We start from the raw sequence: 22,010 nt of genomic DNA on the forward strand, positions 1-22,010 counted from the left end.
CCGCTGCTTTTGAAGAGTGCATTCACAGCTCTTGAGATATTGGAAATTTTTCCCTTTGCACCATTGAAATGTCCATGATATGGCCATTGAAAACAATGCAGATTCGCCGTACCCCGCTCCTACACACCGGGCGGCAACTCTTGTCACTGGATACTCTTTCGGCGGAGGGGAAAGATGAAAATATTAGGCGTCAAATTTGAAAATATCAATTCATTACAGGGGACATTTGAAATCCGCTTTGACGAGCCCCCACTGGCGGACACGGGACTCTTTGCTATCGTCGGCCCCAACGGCTCCGGCAAGACCAGTATTCTCGATGCCATCACCCTGGGGCTCTACGGTGAAACCCCGCGTATGAAAGACGTCGAAGGAGGAGGAGTATTAAACTGGGAGGCAGACCATTCCTATTCCGAAGTGACTTTTTCCATTGGGGGAAGCGCCTACCGCAGCCGATGGTCCGTGCGCAAAAAAGATGGACGCGTGGCATCTCCCGAGATGACCCTGGTCAGTCTCAACGGACAGGAAACTCCGCTGGAAGACAGGATCATCAAAGTTCGCACGCGAGTCGCTGAACTGACCGGTCTCGACTTCAAACGTTTTTGTCGCTCTATCCTCCTTGCTCAGGGCGAATTCACAGCCTTCCTGGATGCTCTTGAAAACGAACGGTCAGAGATTCTGGAAAAAATCATAGGACCCGAGTTGGCACAGGAACTGGAGGAAATGACTCATGTCAGGGCCCGGGCGGAAAATGAGAAACTGCTTCAGCTCAAGGAGAGTGCCGGCGGTTATTCCCCGTTGAGCAAAGATCAGCTCAAGGCCCTGCAGGAGTCCCTCGAGCAGACCGAGGAGGAGCTGCAGGAAACCGAACGGATCCTTCAAGAGCTCAAAGCTCAGGAGGACTGGCAAAAGCGAGTGGATCGGCTGACCTCGGAAGAGGGCGAAGCCTTTATGGCACTGAAAGAGGCCGAAGCCTGCGCCAACCGGTTGCAGGCAGATCTTTACCGGCTGGAAGAAGCCAGAAAGGCGCTTCCCTTTCGGGAGGAGATGGCTCGATTCAAAGACCTGCGGCTCGAAGCAGACAGGACGGAAACGCTCTTGAAATCGCTTCAGACCGATATTGGGGCGGATCTCACGCGCCTTGAAGATCTGGAAAAAAGCCTGGAAAAGAGCCGTGAAAGGTTGGATCAAGCCCGCAAAAGGATGGAAGAGCGCAGCGGAGACGTTCAGAAAGCCCTGCAACTGGACCGCGAGATTGCGGCAGAAAGCTCCCGTTTCCTGGAAACCGTTTCCAGGTACGAAACATTGGAGCGTTCGCTCAAAGAACACCCCCAACTGCAGTCGGATATCGAAAAAAAGCTCGCCGAAACCCAAACCCGCCAGCAGCAAGTACTGAGCTGGATCCAGGAACACGCTTCGGATGCCCACCTTGAAACCGACATTCCAATCATTGAAAGCATGCTCAAACGTCTGTTGGAGACACGCCGCAAGATACACGAGCTGCAAGGACGGCATACGGAGGCTCTGAAAGCCGAGCAGCAGGCTGCAGACACCCTCAAGCGCGCTGAAGAGGAAGCCAGGAAGGCGCGGGAAAGAGTGGAACGGATCATCGCTCGTCGGAATGCGAGAGAAAAACGGTTGATGGAGTTGCTCGAAGCAGACAGCATTGAATCCTTGCATACCCATTACAAAGAGCGAAAAATTCATCTGGCCGCATACGGGAAACTCATGCAAATCCAACAGGGATATCAGGCGCAGACGGGTGGTGAAGACGTCCGCAGCACTCTGATTCGCATTGAGTCTCAAAGGGAAACACTGTCCCAGTCACTGGCCGTTGAGGAAAAGCTTCTGGCCGAGTTGGAAGGAAAGTTCGCGGGGATTGAAACTCTGAAGAAATTTGCACCCGACCGGGCGGTTCTTGCTCCTGGAAAGCCATGCCCCCTCTGTGGCGCCCTGGATCATCCATACGTAGAACAGGGGCTGCCGGATATCGGTGTTCCTGAAGCTACTCTGTATGCTCAACGGGACAAGGTCAGAGCTTTACAAGCCGAGATGGAATCTCTCAATGCGAAAGCAGGTGAATTCCAATCCCGGCTGAAGGCACTGGAAGCCATCAGCGCAGCATGGACCAAGGCGTGTGCTGAAGCAGGCGGTGAATGGGACATCACAAACCCGGCCGCGATCCACAAGGAGATTAACTCCGCCAAACGAGATATCAAACGCTTCAAGTCACGCCTGCGCTCCGCTCGCTGGCATAAATGGCAGGGCATTTGGACGGATCACGCCCTGCGAAGAAAGGAAAGAAAACTCTCCAGAAAAGAACAGGAAAGAGATCGGCAGCAAGAAGCTCATACAACGCAGGTCAAAGCGCTGGCCGACCTGGATGCCCTGACAAAGGATCTGAAAGAAAATAAAGAAAAAGTCCGGGAGCAACTGGCCGATCTCCTGAAAAAATACGGTGAGTCTTTGCCGGAATCCGGTACGGAGAGGGACTTCCTTCAAAGCGCCAACCAGCGATGGACAACTTACCGCCGCCACTTACAAGAACGGGAGACTCTAGCGGAACGGCTGCAGTCGTTTGAAGAGAAGCTGGGAGCCTTGCCACAGGAGCTCATAGAGATCCGGAAAGAGGTGGACACCCTTGCGGCGGAGATCGAGACCACACAACATCGGTTAGCCGCTCTCAAGGGTGAACGCGAAGCACTTTTCGGAACACAGGATCCTGCCAAAGAAAGACAGGAACTGGAAAGCGAAATCGCCTCCGGCACCGAAGAGCAGGAGGCCCTGGCACGGGAAATGGAATCCGTTCGAGAGGCGCTCCAGGAAAAGGAAAAAGCCCTTTCCCAGGCATCAGAACACGCTCAAGATGCGCAAACGGCTTTCCAGGAAGCCGGGGAAAAGGCCGCCCAGGCAGCTGCCTCCGCCGGCTTTGAATCCGTTGCCCAACTGGAAGACTTTCTGCATCTTTTAGAACAGGAGGAGGCAATCACCAGGCAATGGGATGAGGCCGAGAAGACTCTGTCCGAAGCGAGCGGGCGCCATGAAGCCGCGAAGGCTACCCTGGAGTCGGCCCGTTCGGAGGGTATGGAAATGCCCCTGGAAACACTGCGGGGAAAAATCGTCGCAGCCACCGAGCGTCTCGAATTCCTTCAAGAAGAGCTGGAATCCGCCAACCGCGCTTTAAAAGAGCATAGAGAGCAGGAACGGGGATATCGTGAATTATTACGGGCGGTCGCGGAACAGGAAAAAATCTGCGCCCACGCGATGGATGAAGAAAAAGCCCTCCGGTCACAGGATCTCACGGAAGTCAAAAAAAACATGCAGCGGCTGATGCTGGAACGTCTGCTGGAACGCACCAATCAGCATCTGGAAACACTGAATGGCCGATATCATCTTCGACCGCTTTCAGACGAGGGGCTTGGAATACAGGTTGAAGACTCCCTTCGAAAAGGCGCCTGCCGCTCCACAAAATCCCTTTCGGGCGGCGAATCTTTCGTGGTCAGCCTTTGCCTGGCTCTTGGCCTGGCCGAGATGGCCGCAAAGGATCGAAAGATCGAAACCCTCTTCCTGGACGAAGGCTTCGGTGTCCTGGATGACGAAATGCTTTACAAAGTGATGCTCACTCTCAAGGAATTGCGGGCAAACGGCAAGATGGTGGGCGTCATCTCCCATGTAAAACGGCTGGCAGATGAAATCCCCACTCAAATCAGGGTAGAAAAACAGCCGGGCGGCCGCAGCCGAATCAGCGTTGTGGCGTAGAGAGGAAGAGAAACGATCCCTCGATGAACCAGATCTTTTTCCTTATCGTTCTCGTTTCATTTGCGGCCGCCGGTTGGCAGCAGATTTTCGAAGTTTCCCCGGAGGGCGCCGCATCCCCGATGGAGCGTCTTTCCCAAGCCATGGTACAATCCGCTGGAAGTTCCGTGGAACTGGCCATAGGACTCATTGGGGTCATGACCCTTTTTCTCGGCTTGATGAAAGTCGCTGAGCAAGGAGGCATGCTCACGATTCTCGCCCGTTTGATCCGGCCCGTCATGGTGCGATTGTTTCCCGACGTGCCCCCCGAACATCCGGCCATGGGTGCCATGATTCTCAATATGTCGGCCAATGCCATGGGGCTTGGAAACGCTGCAACCCCATTTGGCATTCGCGCCATGCAGGAACTGGATAAACTCAACCCGAAGCCCGGAACCGCCACGAACGCCATGGCCCTCTTCCTTGCCATCAATACTTCGAGCGTGACACTCTTGCCAACGGGAGTCATTGCCCTTAGGGCGGCGGCAGGTTCTCACAATCCTGCGGGAATACTCCCAACGACTTTATTCGCTACGATTTGTTCAACCGTTGCCGCCATAATCGCTGCAAAAGCCTATCAAAGGCTTTCCATACAAAACGATCCCGGCCAAAATGAAGGAATGGCAAAGGAAGGGAGTTCCTCTGAAGCGGATGACAAGTCCGATTCGATCGAACAGATCGGCTCTTATCCCCTATGGGTGAGCCTTTTGGCGCTTCTGTGCCTGGCCGGCCTCATCCCCGTCACGATCCTCTATGGAAAAGAGATTTCGCCCTGGGTCATTCCTGGGCTCATGGTCGCTTTCCTGAGTTTCGGGGTATTTCGCCGGGTGCGTATTTACGAGGTCTTCGTCGATGGGGCTAAGGATGGTTTTCAAGTGGCCGTGAAAATTATCCCCTATCTGGTTGCCATTCTCGTCGCTGTGGGAATGTTCCGCGCCAGCAGCGCACTGGAAGCCATGGTGCACTGGCTGGGCAGATGGACGGCTTACGTCGGCCTTCCGGCGGAAGCGTTACCCATGGCCCTTCTGAGGCCGCTTTCGGGATCGGGAGCATACGGCATCCTCGCATCCATCATCAAAGACCCTTCCATAGGACCGGACAGTTACACCGGCTATCTTGTCTCCACACTGCAGGGTTCGACGGAAACAACGTTCTACGTTGTGGCGGTCTACTTTGGGGCTGTGCAGGTGCGGAGCCTGCGCCATACCCTTGGAGCCGCCCTTACCGCCGATTTGGTTGCGGTGATGGCCTCTGTCGCCATTTGCGCCTTCCTCTATGGATAGGAGGTGTCAATCAATAGCCTGTGATTTTCTGGATTCCTGCCTTTGCAGCAATGACGTTGCAAGCCTAGCTCAAAATACACATCCAAAACATCCGTTCAAACTCCAACAGCGTCAATTATTCGTTCTCTGCCGCTGTAGACCGTGAATTTTCCTGCACGAGCGTATCCGATGAGGGTGATGTTGAGGGAGTGAGCCAGTTCAATGGCGAGTGTGGTGGCGGTATTGCGGCTGATGATGATGGGAATGTTGACTTTGGCGGCCTTGATGAGAATCTCGGAGGTAAGCCGCCCCGTTGTGATGAGGATTTTGTCCTCCAGGGAAATGCGATTCAGGAAAGCATACCCCACTATCATATCCACCGCATTATGCCTGCCGATATCGTCGCGGAAGAGCAAAGCTTTGTGAGGCGCAGCCAGAACGGTGTTATGGACTCCATGCGTGCGACGGTAGATTTCACTGAGCCGGTGCAACTCCTCCACTCGATCCAGCACCTGCTGCGGCGAAATTTCGATGTCGCCCTTGACCGGACGGCTCATCAGGGCATCCAGTGCATAATAGAAAAGAGATCCCTTGCCGCACCCCGATGTAATGGTTCGCTTCATCCAGAGACGGTCCGGCAGGGAAACATCTGCCTTTGTCCCGATACGGACTTTTCCCGCCACCTCCTCCACATCGAGCGTTACCAGATCATCGCGAGTCTGTAGAAAGCCTTCGGCATGAAAAAATCCCACAGCCAATTCATCCAGATGATGTCCTGCGCAAAGGAGGGTCACCATTTCGCGTCCGTTCAGGTAGAGTGTAACCGGACGCTCCTTGATCACCCACTGAGAGCGTTCGACGCCCTGGCCCGTTCTGTCATAAATCCAGGTAGAAACGGCGGAGACCTTTTCCGAAGAGATATCTTCCTCCGGGACTTTGTCTATGGTCATAAGCTGAACCTCGAATCCGGCTCAACGGCGGCGCAGGGATGCCAGATAATCCGAAAGGATTTTGGCATGATCGAAGGCGAGGACTTTGGGAAGCGCATCCGGAGCAAACACCTCCAGGTGTTTTGCATCATCGGCCGCCTTTGGGATTCCCTTTCCCGTGGCCGTAAAAACCACACTCACAGTATGTTGACGGGGATCACGGTCAGGTTCTGAATAGGCGTGAAACTGTTCCAGATCCTCGACTTCCAGGTTCGTTTCTTCAAAGGCTTCACGCCGGGCAGCCGTCTCCAGGCTTTCCCCGTAATCCACAAACCCTCCCGGCAGCGCCCAGCCGTAAGGGGGATTCTTGCGCTCGATGAGCACAATGCCCTTTTCAGGAATCCGAATGATAATGTCTACAGTAAGGAAGGGGTTTCGGTAAACATGAACCGTAGTCCCACACTTGGGACAGGATTTGAGTGTCGGATCAGCCATTGCTTCATTCCCTTTTTAGATATGTGCATACCGGGTTCCAGACAGATACTTCATCGTGACTTCAAAAACCGGTTGTTTTCCCCTCTCTGCGACGTCCGCGTAATCATGCAAAAGGGGTAAACGGTTGCCCATGAGCTACGAGCCATTTCCATTTCTCATGAGAACATGTTCCAGAAGGAGGACCATGGCGATCCCCACAATGAGCCCGTTTCCCAGGAAGATTCTGAGGCCTGCCGGCACGGCATCCAGAAAAGGGTCGGGCAGAAAACCGATCAAGGTGCCCACAACGACGGGAAGGCCCACTACAAAATAATCACGGCCCGTCAGCTTGTCCGACGAAACGATGGCAAGCCCTGCTCCAACCTGGGCTCCCATGGCCGCACAGAGCGCCGCCCCGACGACGGGTGCAGGGACCGAAGCCAAAAGCGTCGCCAGCTTGGGAACGAAGGCCGCGAAAAGAAAAATGACTCCACAATAGGCCGTAGTATAGCGGCTGGCCACACGGTTTGCCAGGACCACTCCGGGACTCAGACTGTAACTGACCGTCCCGACGATCCCCAAAAAACCGCAGACAATGCCCCCGATGCCGTTGAGAAGAATGCACCGCGACATGGCTCGGGGGAGCCGTTCCGTATCCGTCAGGTTGGCTATGCCATGAAGGCTCCCCAGGCTGTTGACAATCACTGCGATATAGGAAGATGCGCATGCCAGCACTGCCGGCCAGTAGAAGCGGGGCTGGGCCGGAATCCAGTCGGGGGGGACGGAAATCCAGGGGGCCGTGAGGACATTGCCCCAATGAGCAAAACCGATAAGAGAAAAAACGAGTGTGCCCAAAAGCATTCCCAGAAGCAGGGCGATGGTCTTCCAGAACCCTTTGAACCAGTGGGAGAAAGCGGCCATAAGGACGACGAGGGATAGACTGACCAGGAAGGTGCTCAGTTGGCCATTGCGGTGCATTGCATCGAGGCCGATCATGGATCGAGTCACATAGGGAAGGAGGGTAAAGGAGATCAACATGAGGATGACTCCCACCACGTTGGGAGTGGTATAATCCATGATTTTCTTCAATTTTCCTACGAGCACCAGGCCAATGAGGAGCGCTCCGCCAAGAAGCGTTCCCCCCTGTATGGCCCCGATGCCGAAGGGCGCCAGCACGATAAAGGTCAAAAGCAGCGCTGACGCCGGTCCGTCCAAAACCGGGTACCGGTGTCCCCAGAGACTCTGGACGGCACTAAAAAAACCCGAAACCATCAAGGTGAGCTGGAAAAAACGGATTTCTCCCGCCGCGTCCATGTGCAGAGCCTGGCCGGCAAACTTTGCCACAATGATAAGCACGGGAAACATGATGACGGCCCACTGCAGACCATAGACAAGCCCGTACCTCAGGGGAGGATGATCGTCGATGTCATAGATGTATTTGGGTTTTTCCATGGCGAAACAGTGACGAGTCGTCAGCGAACGCGCACATCGCATTCACTGACGACTCATCACGGGCTAATGGAGAATTTCAAAAAGGGTACTGATGGAATCTTCGTTGTGGATATTTCTGATGGCGGTGGAAAAAAGTCTGCATGCGGGCACGCATATGATCTTTTCGCAATGAGCTGCCTGAGGGCTCAAAGGCACCGTGTCGGTGACAACAAGACTCTTTAGCGGGCTGTTTTCGATGCGGCCCACTGCAGGCCCTGAAAGAATGGGATGGGTCACACAGGCATGGACTTCCTGAGCGCCTTTTTCCAGAAGGGACTTGGTGGCCTCCACCAGCGTTCCCGCCGTGTCCACCATATCGTCCAGCACTACAGCCGTTTTACCTGCTACTTCACCAATGATATTCAGAGCCTCCGCCTGATTTACATCGGAGCGGCGTTTATCGATGAGAGCCAGCCCCGCTTTGAGTTGACTCGCATAGGCACGGGCCCTGGGAACACCGCCGGCATCGGGAGAAACGATAACCAGATTCCCATTGAAATGTTCCTTTATATAGGGAAGCAGAATGGGGGAAGCATACAGGTTGTCCACAGGGATGTCGAAGAACCCCTGAATCTGGCCGGCATGCAGGTCCAGCGTGAGAATTCGATGTGTTCCCACACGGGTGATGAGGTCCGCCACCAGACGCGCGGTGATGGGAACACGGGGCTTGTTCTTTCGATCCTGTCGCGAATAGCTGTAGTAGGGCATAACAGCGGTGATTCTTCGGGCTGAAGCGCGTTTGAGCGCATCGATCATCACCAGCAACTCCATCAGGTGATCATTCACCGGCGGGGCCCCGGATTGCACCACAAACACATCCGCCCCTCGAACATTTTCTCCTATTTCAACGCGTATCTCACCGTCACTGAAGGTAGTGACAAGAGCCCTTCCCAGAGGGATTTCCAGTGACTCGCAAATCTGCAACGCAAGGTCGGGATTACTGTTTCCCGCAAAAATTTTTAAACCGTATGTGGCCATGAACCCAGATCCTCTCTCTCTAATCGAACTCAAAAGGGAAAGTGTTCCCTAAGGCGCAATCTTCATATTACAGCCCACCTCAAATGGCAACCCTTTTCCTTGATAGTTTTTTCACTTTCTGATTCACGGACACATTACACTGAAAAAACTGGAAAAATGTTCTTTGAGGAGCGACTTTCAAACGCCTTCACACATCACCATAATCATCTTCGGACAGGCAATAGCATTCGTGACCGGGCCAGTAAACGAAGCGATGACAATGAGGACAGCTCATGATGGTCTCATCACGCTGGAGTTCGATGAATTTCTGTGGGGGAATATTGAGATGGCATACCTGACAGACACCGTTTTCCACGGGAGCGACTGCAATGCCTGCCTGTTTTTTGAAAAGAAAATGAGAACGCCGAAGGAGGTCCGGCTGCAGTTTGGCCTCGACTTCTTTTTGTGAGGCTTCCAGACGGTCGAGTCGTTCCTTCAGATGGTCCATTTCGGCCTGTAGTACTTTGAGATCTTCCTGAAGCTTTTCCTTGCGCTTCTCCAGGGCCTTTTCCAGTTCGAGAACTTCGTTGCTCAAGGATTCAATGTTTTGCATGACCTCGAGAATTTCAGATTCCCTGGCCGAGATCTCTTTCTTGTATTCTTCGATCTCTTTGTTTATCGCCTGGTATTCCTTGTTGGTTTTGACCTCGCTCATGCGCCGTTTGCTGCGTGCAATTTTAGCCTCCAGGTCTGAAATCGCCTGTTCCAGAGACCGATGCATCTCTTTGGCATGTTCATGGTCCGCCTTTTTGGCTAGATACTCCGCTTCGTACTGTCCGAATTCCTTCTCGAGTTCGGCAATGCGTTTGGGAGTCTCTTCTCCATTCCGGATCAGCAGCGCCTTTTTGTTTTCCAGGATCTGATATTCAATCAAAAACTTGAGTTGTTCAAGCAAGTGGAACCTCCTCTCAGGCAGGGACGACCGTACATGACAGTGTCGGCCGACACAGGCACTGAAACATTGTCTAAGATTATTGGAGTATCCAGAAAGGATCACTCTCTGCAAAGGCCGTGAGGACTTCCACCGGAGTCCCTTCACGGTCTGCCTGTAACTTCAGGTAATCCGCAAGGGGACCGACCACCAGTCGCTCCGATGCAAAATGTCCCACATCTATTACGTTCAAACCGCTCTCTACGGCTCTTTGAGCTTCATGATACTTGACGTCCCCCGTCACATACGCTTCCACCCCTTCAGAAATCACTTTCTCTATGAAGCTGCCGCCGCTGCCGGTGCAAAGGGCAACACGCCGTATCTGCGTGCCTTGGTCCCCAACGACCCTGATAGGGATCCCTCCCAGGGCATTCCGGATTTGCTCTGCAAAAGTTTTGAGAGAAACCGGCCCGGGCAGGTTCCCCACCCGCCCCATGCCGCCGTAGGTTGGTTCTTCACTCCAGGAGGACTGACTCTCGAGAGGCACGACAGATCTCAGCGACAGAAGCCTTACCCACTGCTCATTTGTTCCTTCCCGGGCCGAATCCAGGTTCGTGTGGGCCGAAATGACGTGAATCCCTTTCTGCAATGCTCTTATCACCAGATTACCGGGAAACCTGTCCATACGAACGGCACTCAGAGGGCGAAAAAGGAGTGGATGGTGGGTCACCAGGCATTGACAACCCAGATTCTCTGCCTCCTGAAAGCTCTGAGAACTCGGGTCCAATGCTACGAGCACCCGCTTCACGGAAGCTTCAGGGTCCCCCACCTGCAGACCGCAATTGTCCCACGATTCCGCATAGCGGAAAGGGGCTCGGGCATCGATCCATTTCAGGACATCCTTCACTTGCACCATGATCACCCTGCTCCCAAAAAGATTATGGGGGTACTCCTTTTCTGGAGTACCCCCATAATCTTTTTCAGCATCTGTATCTTCCGAAAGTTGAGGCTTTCCGTCCCCTGGCCACCCTTTGAGATGGCCTTCCTTTCTCAACCGCCGAAGGTATTTGACATGTTTTCGATAAAATGAATTTAACGTGTATCATGAGCATCATTATTTCACGATATGGGCCCACCTGGCCTCGAACCAGGGACCTACCGGTTATGAGCCGGTGGCTCTACCAACTGAGCTATGGGCCCTCAAAAAATCAATCCATTAAACGAACCTTATATAAAGAGAGCATCAGATCCTTGTCAAGCTAATTTTATGACGGTCATCCACCGGCCTGCCCGAAAACAATTCACTCATCGCGCCATCGTCGTCGATACATCCTGTTGGTCCAATAGGGCTTGGATGATGCGCATATCGATGCCGCGCTGCAGCAAGTGGGTGGCAAAACTGTGCCGGGAGGTGTACGCGCTGATCCGCCTGGTCAGCCCTGCCCTGTGTGCCGCGACCTTGATGGATTTTTTGACGATGCTTAAATCGATATGGTGCCGTCGTACCACACCGGTTCGCAGATCGGTGGAGAGATCGCGGGCGGGAAATACATATTGCCAGCCCCATTCCTTCGCTGCATTTGAGTACTTGCGTGCCAAAATGTACGGCATATACACCTACCGCAGCCCCGTGAAAGATCCTGCTCGTGCAGTGTTCATACCCTCCACAGGTGATTTTCCAGCAAAGGAACCATTGAAGCGGGAAAGGTCGTCATGCGGTCCTTTCCGCCCTTGCCCGAACCGATGGTGATCTGCTTGAGCACTTGCTTATACAAAAAGCCCAGAGCGTTCACAGCCTGATTTTGTGTCGACAGGGCAACATGGGTATTTACTGCAAAATGAGTCAGAAAGGCTTCGATTTTGGCCTCTCCTCCCTCCAGATCATTCCTGGAAGTCATCCCGTGATATTTCACATACCTCTTGATCCAATCGCAGTATGCGCACTCGGTATGAATAGAGTAATGGCGAAGACGCATGATTTCCCGCACTTCATCAAGTAATTTCCGTTTTAGAATCCGACACACTTCCTTCACAAGGATTGAGAGAGAAAGCATTCCAGAGAGAAGTACTCTCAGGTTTCGATAAAGCTCTTGAGCTCTTTGCGGCGGCTCGGATGGCGCAACTTCCTCAATGCCTTGGCTTCAATCTGGCGAATACGCTCACGGGTGACTGCAAAATCCTGCCCCACTTCTTCCAGAGTATGATCCGCTTTTTCCCCGATGCCGAAACGCATACGCAGAACTTTTTCTTCTCGCGGAGTGAGGGTTGCCAGAGCTTTCCGCGTCTGCTCACTGAGGTTCAGGTTGATGACCGCATCCACCGGTGAAGCTACGCGCTTGTCTTCGATGAAATCTCCCAAATGACTGTCTTCCTCTTCACCAATGGGGGTCTCAAGACTGATGGGTTCCTTGGCGATCTTCAGGACCTTGCGGACTTTGTCCACGGGGAATTCCATTTTTTCGGCTATTTCTTCAGGGGTGGGTTCCCGTCCCAGCTCCTGCACCAGGTAGCGGGATGTTCGAATGAGTTTGTTGATGGTTTCGATCATGTGCACGGGAATGCGAATGGTTCGGGCCTGATCTGCGATGGCGCGAGTGATGGCCTGCCGAATCCACCAGGTGGCATAGGTGCTGAATTTATAACCCCTTTGATATTCGAACTTGTCCACCGCTTTCATGAGGCCGATATTGCCCTCCTGAATAAGATCCAGGAATTGCAAACCACGATTGGTATATTTTTTTGCAATGCTCACCACGAGGCGCAGGTTGGCTTCAATGAGCTCGCTCTTGGCCACCTTAGCCCGAACCGTCCCATCATCCACCCTTCGAAGGATTTGCCGCAGGGATTTGGAATCGAGCTTGGCTTCCATTTCCCGCGCTGTAATGCGCTCTTTTGCGGTAACCGCTCGAGAGGCCAGGCGCATGAATTCATCCGCCGACAGCCCTAGGGAACTGGCACAAAGAGCACACTGCTCCCTGCTTTCCATCGCGGCATCGTAGAGAGGCTTCAGTTCCTGGAACGGTTTTCCACACCGCAGGAGACAATCCTGCAATTCCTTTTCGGATTTATCGATATCGTGCAAACATTGATGTAACTTATTAATAATACTATCTATATGGCGTCTACTGAGCTGGAGTCCCTTGAGAAGGCTGACAATTTTCTCTTTGTTTACCTGGAGTTGTTCCTTTAAGACCAGATCTTCTTCCGCACTGAGGTTCTGGCTCAGTAGCTTAGTTTGCATGATCTTATTGGCTTCGTCCAGTCTCTGCACTTCTTCCAGCATACCGATGACCCGCGCCTTCTGGGTAGCCTCTTCCTCCTCCGTAATTTCTTCATCCACCTCACGGAGCACGTCATGAAGGCGCATACTGTCTTCTTCGAGTTTTGTCTTCAGGCGCATGATCTCCTTGATGCCGATGGAAGACTCCATGATGGCGTTAAAGATGGCCCGTTCGCCCGCTTCAATGCGTTTTGCAATCTCCACTTCCCCTTCACGCGTCAGCAAACAGACCTGCCCCATTTCCCGAAGATACATCTTTACAGGATCGGTAACCCGGGCCGTTGCATCGGCCTCCAACTGCAGTTCCTCATCGTCCCCATCCATGAGGGAATCCGAATCCGCTCCGGCATTTTCACGCACCACCTGCACCTGCTGTTCCGAATCGACAATTTCGATGTCCATTTCATCGAAAATCATCATCATGTCGTCCAGTTTTTCGGCAGACACCAGCTCTTCAGGCAAGGCTTCATTGACTTCATCGTATGTCAAATAGCCTTTTTCCTTGCCCACAGTGATAAGACGCTTGATATCATCCATCTCAGGCTTGGATAGAGCAGGATCGCGTCTCTGCTTCATTTCCTTCTCCGTCATCGGCTTCTCTCTCCCTAAACGTTATCGAATGTATCTCTAACCCTTCCTGGGCGATTTAAGATTTTGAATTCTCATTAAAATATCATTCATCCGGGATACGTCCCCCTCCTGAACCGCCTGACGAAGGGCTTCATTCAAGTCCTGGCTCTCTTGTTTCGTCCTGCGTTCAGAAATGGCCCCCAACCAATCCTGCAAGTGAACACGAGGTTCCTTCATGTCCCCCCCTTCAAGGAGAAGGCGCGTGAAAAGTTCCTTCGATTCGGAATCGGCCAATGCATCGTAGATCCCCACGGCGTTGAAATCGCCCCGCGGAGGGTAAGGGGACTGTATCAGAGTCTCTGCGATGGCTTTCAGTTTGCCTTCCTGAAAGTAAGCAACACTATCCGAAGCTGCTACCTCTTGTATTAAATGGGGATGATGGATCATCACACGTAGAATATTCTCTTCCACAGACTGTGTTTGAGGAAGGTTTGGCATTGGGGCCTTTTTGTGAGGTGTGCGAGGGTGTTTGACCATATTCCGGGCACTGTGCATCCATTGTCTCTGAATCACTTCCTCCGAAAGAGATAGACGGTCCGCAACGAGGCGCAAATATTCGGATCGTATTATGGGTTGGCGAACCGCAGCAAACAGGGGTTGCAATTCCGATACGATGCGTGTTTTTCCCGCCGTGCTTCCATCCCAGATGTCCAGGGTTTTGTGGATGGTGTAACTGCCGAGATCTTTTCTGCCTCGAACCAGTGCTTCGAATCCGCCGAGCCCCTCTTTTTTGAGGAAATCGTCCGGGTCCATGCCATTGGGAAAGCGAATGCAACTTACAGAAACCTCCTCCTGAAGGAAGAGGGGCAACGCACGCATCATGGCCCTCTCACCGGCTTCATCTCCGTCGTAGGCTAGAATCACTTCATCGGCAAGACGCCCGAGAATGCGCACCTGTTGGGGTGTGAGGGCAGTTCCGAGAGTCGCCACCACCCGGTAAAAGCCTTGAGCGTGAAAGGCCAGCAAATCCATATAACCTTCCACCAGGACCACCTGCCTGACCTGCCGGCATGCCTGGCGCGCTTTGGAAATCTGGTAAAGCATGCGCCCTTTGTGATACACGGCAGTCTCGGGACTGTTCAGATACTTGGGTTCCCCTTCGACATCCGTTGAGAGCGTCCTGCCCCCGAACCCCACTACACGCTCCTGATCATCCACGATGGGAAAAATCAGACGATTTCTGAATCGATCATACAATCTACTGGGATCTTTAGAGCTTCTTCCGAGGAGTCCCGCCGCAACCCCCGCTTCTGGATCCATTTCCAGACTTTTCAAATGGCTCAGCAACCCATCCCACTCAGGACCGGCATAACCCAGCCTTTCGGCCTCCACTACCTCGTCGGGCAAGGCCCGCTTTCGAAGATAGTCTCTCGCTACTTTTCCGGCAGAACTGTGGTGCAGTTGTCGATAAAAAAAATCTGCAGCCATGCGCAAAATTTTATAGAGTTTTTCCCGCTCCTTGCGCGCCGCTTCCATTGCCGCTCCGGAGGCGCCATAAGAGCCGTCTTTTTCCGGAAGCGTTATGTTGTATCGATCTGCGAGATACTTGAGGGCATCACCGAAAGGAATGTTCTGATACCGCATCACAAAGCTCAAAACATCTCCGCCACTGCCGCACCCGAAGCAATAGTAGAGTTGGTTTTCCGCATCGACATGGAATGAAGCGGTCTTTTCCCTGTGAAAAGGGCAAAGGCCCACATGGCGGTTACCCACTCGGCGCAAGGGAACCACCTGACCGACCACATCAACTATATCCACAGTTTGTTTCACCAAGGAGGCTACATCCGAGACATTCACCTGAGACGGCTACTCCCTGAAGGAAAATAGATGATCGAATTCCCAAAAATGCCGACGCCAAACTTTTGATTTTTATCCGGTCATCTCATTTAAATCAAGCGATTTTTTTTAACTTCCTTGGAGGGACTCATTCTGCGCATCAATAGAAACAAAATGAGATCTTTGTGTTTCATCGATATTCTTTGAAGTATTCTTCCAACGTTTGAGAAAAAACAGCCCGCCGCCCTTATTCTCAAAAATCATTATCGTGCACGTTTGCAGAGCGATCACTGCTCACGACATCACTCAGTTTTTCCGGCTTCCATGAACCTTGCAGGCCGGACGCCGTTCATCCCTGCAGTTTCTGACGCACCAGCTCGTTTACCTGTTTGCCCTCAGCGCGCCCCGCCACCTTGGGCATCAGTATCTTCATAACCTTCCCCATTTCCTTTACAGATTGAGCCCCTGCCTCAGCCAGGGCTTCATCGATGAGTTTCGATAATTCCTCAGGCGATAGGGCTTCAGGAAGAAAGGTCTGCAGAATCCCGATTTCCGCCTCTTCCCTGGCAGCCAGTTCCTGCCGGCCCGCTTTGACGTACTGTTCTATGGAATCCCGCCTTTGCTTGATCTGAGAAACGATGAGCTGTTGAATCTCACCTTCGTCGGGTGAACGTCTGAGTTCCTTTTCCTTGTTCTTGATGGCAGTCAGCAACAGGCGGATGGCATTGCGCTTGTTCTCGTCCTTTTCACGCATCGCATCTTTGAGCCCCTGTTCAATACGTTGCAAAAGTTCCATGGTCTCCCCTCATTTTCCTTTTGTATTGGAACCGCTCTGTTCCATGTGAGATCGAACGCGGGAGATGGCCTCGGACAACTGGAGGGTCCCATTGTAAATGGCTCTCCCGGTTATGACGCCGATGAGTCCCAGGGGAATCAAAGGGAAGAGGGCTTCCACGTCGGCCAGGGTAGCCACCCCCCCGGATGCAATGACGGGCACATGAGACGCTTCCAACAGGCGGCGTGTGGCCTCAACATTGACCCCGGACTGCATTCCATCCCGGTGAATGTCCGTATAGATAACGGCCGCAAGATCCAGGTTCGAAAAATGCTGAACGAATGCAATGGCATCAGTACCCGTCGTTTCCTTCCAGCCTTCGACTGCCACCTGCCCGTTGCGAGCGTCGATTCCCAAAGCAATGCGGTGTGGATAGAGCCCGCAGGCCTTCTCGAGGATTTCGGGCTGCCGCAGAGCAGCTGTCCCCAGGATCACCCTTTCCACACCCAGAGAAAAATATTCCTTGATGGTTTCCAGGTTGCGTATGCCTCCCCCCACCTGAACAGGGATGGAAACCGACCCTACGATGGAGGCGATGATCTGGCGGTTTTTGGGCGTTTTGGAAAAAGCGCCGTCCAGGTCCACCACATGAAGCCACTCGGCTCCTTCGCTTTCCCATCGGCGGGCAACGGCAACGGGATCACGTCCATATACGGTTGCACGATCCGGATCACCCTGCATGAGGCGAACGCAGAGACCGTCCTTCAAGTCGATTGCAGGAAATATAATCATTTCATACCCGTAGGAGACCAATACGCCGCGGCGGAAGTTCTCACCCCTTTGAACGATTTCATTCCTCCCTCGAGGGGGGGCGTGGGGAGTGGGCATGCAAACATACATCCCCCTTTATCCCTCTTCAAAGGGGAAACTCCAAAACATGCCGGGCAAAACGATGACTTCTGCCGCGGTGTACCAGAGGTTAAAAAGTCGGATGACGGAGGAAAGCCCAGTTCATGCAACCCGCAGGCATCGAAGGTCAAAGATTTCAGCCCGCAGTCCCGTGAATTCGCTTTCGTCAAGGAGCCTTTTACTCGGATTCAATCAGCATTTTTAGATAATCAGGAGGCTTCAGGACCTTCCGGTCCTTGTTGACACAAACATGCACGGTGTAACCACGGGTCAGCACATCGCCGTCTCTCGAAATTTCATAATCAAATTTCAGGCGCGCCGGACCCGCAAAGGAAAAACGCGTGGCAATGGTGATCACATCGTCATAAAAGGCAGGTTTCAAATAGGAACAGTGGGCTTCCACGACGGGAAGATAAACACCGCCGCTTTCCAGCTCCCGGTAGCTTTTGCCGCTCGCCCGAAACCACTCGGCACGGCCCACTTCAAACCACTTCAAATAGTTGCCGTAGTAGGCCTGCCCCATGGCATCCGTATCTCCATAGATGACTCTGATCTGAGCTTTTACCATTCCTGCCCTTGACAAAATGAAAAGAGAAAACAGCAGCTTCACGGGTTTATGCAACTGCCGTGTCTTGCGGGTCTATGATTTTTTCGAATCCAAACCCACAAAATGTGCAAAAAGTTCCACGCCACTCGAAAGGCGCCAGCCGGCCGCTTCGGCCGTGCGTTCACAAAACGTATCGGCGGTTCCGCTCTGAATCGCAGCATGGTTCAAGTCTTCCACGAACAAAAACGGCACGGGATCCGCCACATGGGTCCGTTTGCAAATGGGAGTGAGATGATCCGTCACGACGAGAAGGTTGACCTTCGAAAATGCCCTGGCCCCTTCCACTATTGGTCCCACCACATTCTTGTCGAAAGCCTCGATGGCTTCTATTTTTTTGGCAAGACTTCCTTCGTGGCTTGCTTCATCCGGAGCTTCAATATGTACATAGACATACTGACCGGTTTCGAGCGACTTCAAAGCCGCATCCACCTTACCGGCGTAATTGGTGTCCAGGTATCCCGTCGCTCCAGGAACGGCAATGGGATCCAATCCGGCGTAAACGCCCAGTCCCTTGAGAAGATCAACGGCTGAAATCATTGCACCGGTAAGTCCCGCCTTCTCTTTGAGGCTCGGCATGGATGGCGCCTTGCCCTGTCCCCACAGCCACACCGCATTGGCGGGTCGCTTCCCTTCAGCCACCCGTTTGCGATTCACCGGGTGATCGACCAGTATGCCCGCCGCCTGCTCGATGAATTCCAGGAGAACCGGTTCAGAAAGATACGCCTTCCGATATGCAGCGATGGGCTCACCGGAAATATCGTGAGGAGGAGTCGTGGCCAGATCCTCACGACCGCCCGGCCATACCAGGAGATGGCGGTAGCTCACTCCGGGATAAAGATGCAGAGGACCGGAGGCAACCACCTTTTGCAAAGCTGCGATGAGCTGGCGCGCCTCTTCCGTAGTAATATGGCCGGCGGAATAATCCAGCATTCTATAAATCCCGGTTCCGTCATTTTCAAGCGTTACCAGGTTACAACGAAACGCCACATCGAGAGGGGCCAGATGAATGCCCATGCTGGCGGCTTCCAAAGGGGCACGGCCCGTATGGTATACGCTCGGATCATAACCGAGCAGGCTCATATTGGCAACGTCGCTTCCCGGTTCCATGCCCTCGGGCACGGTCTGAGCCATTCCCACCCGCCCTTTCAGCATGAGCCGGTCCATATTGGGAGTCCGGGCCACCTCCAACGGGGTCTTGCCTCCCAGTTCATCGAGAGGGTAGTCCCCCATCCCGTCACCCACCAGAATGATGTATTTACAATCCATTTTTCTTCCAAACGACTCCATCGTATTGTTGCATACCCGCGCACTGAGGATTCATGTTTGTTTTTAGAACCTATCCGGAAACCTCCTGTGGGCTTTGCTCCCCGCTTACCCCCCCTCGAGGAGGGGGGATGGGAGGGGATTTTCCGCTGGCGAAGAAGGTTTTTGGATAGGCTTTTAGTCCCGATGAGTTGTTTCCTGGTTTTCGATACGAATAGTCTGAGTCGGCGCCAGAACGACATTGAGTTCGTCGATTTCCTTCAAGGCCTTGCGAACATTAGCCTCGACCGCCTCATGAGTCACCATGACGATGGGAACCGACCCTTCCGTCTGCCGCCCCTTCTGGATAACAGCGGAAATACTGATCTCATTGGCCCCCAGTATGCCGGAAATCTTCGAAAGAACTCCCGGGCGATCCACTGCTGAAAAACGGAAGTAGTAGCAAGTGGATATATCGGATATGGGCTTTATGGGAATCAAGCTCAACCGCTCGGGCAGGAAAGCAAGCGGCGCAATCCGTTCCGGAGTGTTTGCCAGAATATCCCGCGCAATGTCCATGAGATCGGCAACTACCGCACTGCCCGTGGGCAGCATGCCGGCCCCCATGCCGTAGAGCATGATGTTTCCTACAGAGTTGCCATGGATATGTACGGCATTGTATGCGCCACTGACCCCCGCCAGTATGTGGTCCCTGGGTATGAATGTCGGATGAACGCGCATTTCGATGCGGCCGTCGGTGTTTCGAGCGATGGCGAGCAGCTTCAGGCAGTAGCCGAATTCCTCACCAAACTGTACGTCCAGGGGGGCAATGCCGCTGATCCCTTCCGTGTAAACGGAATCGAACTGAATGGGAGTTCCAAAAGAAATGGCACTGGCAATGGCCAATTTATGAGCGGTATCCGTCCCTTCGATATCCAGAGCCGGATCTGCTTCGGCATACCCTTTGGCCTGAGCTTCTCTCAGGGCATCGCCAAAAGAGAGGCCACCTTCCGTCATGCGGGTCAGGATATAGTTGGCCGTCCCGTTTAGAATACCGAAAAGCGTATCGATGCGATTCCCCGCAAGGCCTTCCCGCAAAGACTTGATGATGGGAATACCCCCTCCCACCGATGCTTCAAAACCGATGGAACGTCCGTTCCTGCGAGCCACTTCGAAAAGCTCGTTTCCATCGTGGGCTAGAAGCGCCTTATTGGCAGTCACCACGTACTTCTTGTTCTCCAAAGCCTGCTTTATAAAGGTCTTGGCGGCCCCAAGCCCGCCCATCAACTCCACCACGATATGGATATCGGGGTCGTTCATGATGTCTTCGACCCGAGTAGTGAGCAACTCACGAGGAACATCCACCGGCCTGGGGCGATCCAGGTCCAAATCCGCCACCTTCAGGAGCTTGAGAGGGATGCCCAAGCGGTTTTCTATCGCTTCCGCATTATCGCGAAGCGTCTGGATGACTCCGCAACCTACCGTTCCCCAGCCAATCAATCCAATTCCAATGGCACGCATCTCACCCTCGAATCCATGGTTAGTTGTTGTATTGTTATGTCAGAAGAGAGCGATGTCCGCCTGTTACTTCTGCAATGCCCGACGAAGGCCTCGAATGGCCTGCTTGGTTCGCATTTCATTTTCAACCAGAGCAAACCGCACATACTCGTCCCCGTATTCCCCAAAACCGAGGCCGGGAGAAACGGCCACTTTTCCCTCTTCAATCAGATACTTGGAAAATTCGACAGAACCCATGTGACGAAACGCCTCGGGAATCCGAGCCCACAAGAACATAGTTCCCTTGGGCTTTTCTACCTGCCAGCCGATGCGGTTTAAACCATCGACCAGCACATCCCGCCGGGCCTTGTAGATGGAAACGATCTCGTCGACACAGGATTGGTCTCCCTTGAGAGCGACCGTGGCCGCAATCTGAATGGGCTGAAACACTCCGTAGTCGAGATAACTCTTGATGCGGGTGAGTGCAGAAACCATCTCGGCATTCCCCACACAGAAACCGACCCTCCAGCCCGCCATGCTGTAGCTCTTGGACATGGAGAAAAATTCCACCCCCACATCCTTCGCTCCAGGCACCTGGAGGAAACTGGGCGCCTTGTAGCCGTCAAATGTGAGGTCGGCATAGGCAAGGTCGTGGATTACCATTAGGTTGTTTTCTTTGGCGAAATCGACAATTTTTTGGAAAAAATCCAGGTCCACCACAGTGGTTGTCGGATTGTGGGGAAAGGAAATGATGAGCAGCTTCGGTTTCGGCCAGGTCTGTTTGATGGCGTTCTGCAGGTCTTCCAGAAAATTCCGGCCGGGACCGATGGGAATCGAGCGTACATCCCCACCCGCAATGATCGCAGAATAAGGATGAATGGGATAAGTGGGACTGGGCGAAAAGACGACGTCCCCCGGAGTCACCAGGACCAGGACCAGGTGGGATAATCCCTCTTTTGCCCCGATGGTCACCACCGCCTCGTTCTCAGGGTCAATGTCCACGTCATAGCGCCGTTTGTACCACTCGGAAACCCCTTCACGGAGCTTGGTGATCCCACGCGATGCGGAATAACGGTGATTGTGGGGCTTTTGGGCCGCTTCCACAAGCTTGTCGATGATGTGCTTCGGCGTCGGCAGATCAGGGTTCCCCATTCCCAGATCTATGATGTCCTCGCCGGCTCTCCGGCGTTCCATCTTGAGGGCGTTGACTTGTGCAAAAACATATGGCGGCAATCGATACATTCTGCTGTGCTGAGCGATATTGAAACTCATAGCGTCTCTCCCTTGTATTTAAACTTCAGAAAAGTATATTAGAGACCTGTGGATGTCAAAGTATTTTACTCTGGCACAAGCATATCCCAAACCGGAGAAAAAGGGATAATGAATTGAGCAGGTGGAAGGAATCCCCGTACATGCAAAGGCCTTGAATTGATATGGAGCGTTCTGTTAAGTTGGTAC

18 protein-coding genes and 1 tRNA gene are annotated in these 22,010 nt (G+C 53.1%); 2 read left to right on the forward strand and 17 right to left on the reverse strand.

All coding sequences use genetic code 11. From position 1 onward, the window contains the following. Window positions 1-174: 174 nt before the first annotated feature. Window positions 175-3,756 carry an AAA family ATPase gene (locus tag QMG16_RS06355; protein ID WP_281793094.1) on the forward strand — a complete coding sequence of 1,194 codons (3,582 nt, stop codon included), beginning with the start codon at window positions 175-177 and terminating at the stop codon, window positions 3,754-3,756. A 23-nt stretch (window positions 3,757-3,779) separates the two neighbouring features. Next, entirely contained in the window at window positions 3,780-5,075 is a 1,296-nt protein-coding gene (locus QMG16_RS06360) for a spore maturation protein (RefSeq protein ID WP_281793095.1), read from the forward strand. Between the two features lie 95 nt (window positions 5,076-5,170). Here QMG16_RS06360 and fdhD read toward each other — a convergent pair whose 3' ends face one another. The 17 genes from fdhD to QMG16_RS06445 form a co-directional block, all read right to left on the reverse strand. Continuing rightward, on the reverse strand, window positions 5,171-6,004 hold the full coding sequence (gene fdhD / locus QMG16_RS06365; protein WP_281793097.1) for a formate dehydrogenase accessory sulfurtransferase FdhD: 834 nt from the start codon (window positions 6,002-6,004) through the stop codon (window positions 5,171-5,173). Window positions 6,005-6,025: 21 nt separating this feature from the next. Next, entirely contained in the window at window positions 6,026-6,478 is a 453-nt protein-coding gene (locus tag QMG16_RS06370) for an NUDIX domain-containing protein (RefSeq protein WP_281793099.1), read from the reverse strand. Between the two features lie 135 nt (window positions 6,479-6,613). After that, entirely contained in the window at window positions 6,614-7,951 is a 1,338-nt protein-coding gene (locus QMG16_RS06375; RefSeq protein WP_281793101.1) for a uracil-xanthine permease family protein, read from the reverse strand. Window positions 7,952-7,972: 21 nt separating this feature from the next. Further along, on the reverse strand, window positions 7,973-8,926 hold the full coding sequence (locus QMG16_RS06380) for a ribose-phosphate diphosphokinase (protein ID WP_281793103.1): 954 nt from the start codon (window positions 8,924-8,926) through the stop codon (window positions 7,973-7,975). Between the two features lie 187 nt (window positions 8,927-9,113). After that, entirely contained in the window at window positions 9,114-9,860 is a 747-nt protein-coding gene (locus QMG16_RS06385) for a zinc ribbon domain-containing protein (RefSeq protein WP_281793105.1), read from the reverse strand. A 76-nt stretch (window positions 9,861-9,936) separates the two neighbouring features. Beyond that, window positions 9,937-10,752 carry a Nif3-like dinuclear metal center hexameric protein gene (locus QMG16_RS06390; RefSeq protein ID WP_281793107.1) on the reverse strand — a complete coding sequence of 272 codons (816 nt, stop codon included), beginning with the start codon at window positions 10,750-10,752 and terminating at the stop codon, window positions 9,937-9,939. A gap of 211 nt (window positions 10,753-10,963) precedes the next feature. Beyond that, a tRNA-Ile gene (locus QMG16_RS06395) sits at window positions 10,964-11,036 on the reverse strand. A gap of 105 nt (window positions 11,037-11,141) precedes the next feature. Continuing rightward, on the reverse strand, window positions 11,142-11,447 hold the full coding sequence (locus tag QMG16_RS06400) for a tyrosine-type recombinase/integrase (RefSeq protein WP_281793108.1): 306 nt from the start codon (window positions 11,445-11,447) through the stop codon (window positions 11,142-11,144). 44 nt (window positions 11,448-11,491) lie between these two features. Continuing rightward, window positions 11,492-11,812: a phage integrase N-terminal SAM-like domain-containing protein gene (locus QMG16_RS06405; RefSeq protein ID WP_373878660.1), complete on the reverse strand. Its 321-nt coding sequence runs from the start codon at window positions 11,810-11,812 to the stop codon at window positions 11,492-11,494. Window positions 11,813-11,907: 95 nt separating this feature from the next. Then, the gene (rpoD, locus tag QMG16_RS06410; RefSeq protein ID WP_309298876.1) at window positions 11,908-13,707 is read right to left on the reverse strand and encodes an RNA polymerase sigma factor RpoD; all 1,800 of its coding nucleotides are present in this window, start codon (window positions 13,705-13,707) and stop codon (window positions 11,908-11,910) included. A gap of 36 nt (window positions 13,708-13,743) precedes the next feature. After that, entirely contained in the window at window positions 13,744-15,543 is a 1,800-nt protein-coding gene (dnaG, locus tag QMG16_RS06415; RefSeq protein ID WP_309298877.1) for a DNA primase, read from the reverse strand. A 328-nt stretch (window positions 15,544-15,871) separates the two neighbouring features. Then, a complete protein-coding gene (locus QMG16_RS06420; RefSeq protein WP_281793111.1) occupies window positions 15,872-16,318 on the reverse strand; it encodes a GatB/YqeY domain-containing protein in 447 nt (148 codons plus the stop codon). Window positions 16,319-16,327: 9 nt separating this feature from the next. Then, on the reverse strand, window positions 16,328-17,089 hold the full coding sequence (hisA, locus tag QMG16_RS06425) for a 1-(5-phosphoribosyl)-5-[(5-phosphoribosylamino)methylideneamino]imidazole-4-carboxamide isomerase (RefSeq protein WP_373878715.1): 762 nt from the start codon (window positions 17,087-17,089) through the stop codon (window positions 16,328-16,330). Between the two features lie 295 nt (window positions 17,090-17,384). Next, the gene (locus tag QMG16_RS06430) at window positions 17,385-17,774 is read right to left on the reverse strand and encodes an acyl-CoA thioesterase (RefSeq protein ID WP_281793115.1); all 390 of its coding nucleotides are present in this window, start codon (window positions 17,772-17,774) and stop codon (window positions 17,385-17,387) included. Window positions 17,775-17,846: 72 nt separating this feature from the next. Further along, entirely contained in the window at window positions 17,847-19,079 is a 1,233-nt protein-coding gene (locus tag QMG16_RS06435) for a cofactor-independent phosphoglycerate mutase (protein ID WP_281793116.1), read from the reverse strand. Between the two features lie 174 nt (window positions 19,080-19,253). Next, window positions 19,254-20,576: a homoserine dehydrogenase gene (locus QMG16_RS06440; RefSeq protein WP_281793117.1), complete on the reverse strand. Its 1,323-nt coding sequence runs from the start codon at window positions 20,574-20,576 to the stop codon at window positions 19,254-19,256. A gap of 63 nt (window positions 20,577-20,639) precedes the next feature. Continuing rightward, window positions 20,640-21,824 (reverse strand): aminotransferase class I/II-fold pyridoxal phosphate-dependent enzyme, encoded by a 1,185-nt coding sequence (locus QMG16_RS06445; protein WP_281793118.1) that lies wholly within the window; start codon window positions 21,822-21,824, stop codon window positions 20,640-20,642. Between the last annotated feature and the right edge of the window lie 186 nt (window positions 21,825-22,010).

This window comes from Desulforhabdus amnigena (genome assembly GCF_027925305.1).
In the GTDB taxonomy this organism is placed as follows: Bacteria; Desulfobacterota; Syntrophobacteria; order Syntrophobacterales; family Syntrophobacteraceae; genus Desulforhabdus; species Desulforhabdus amnigena.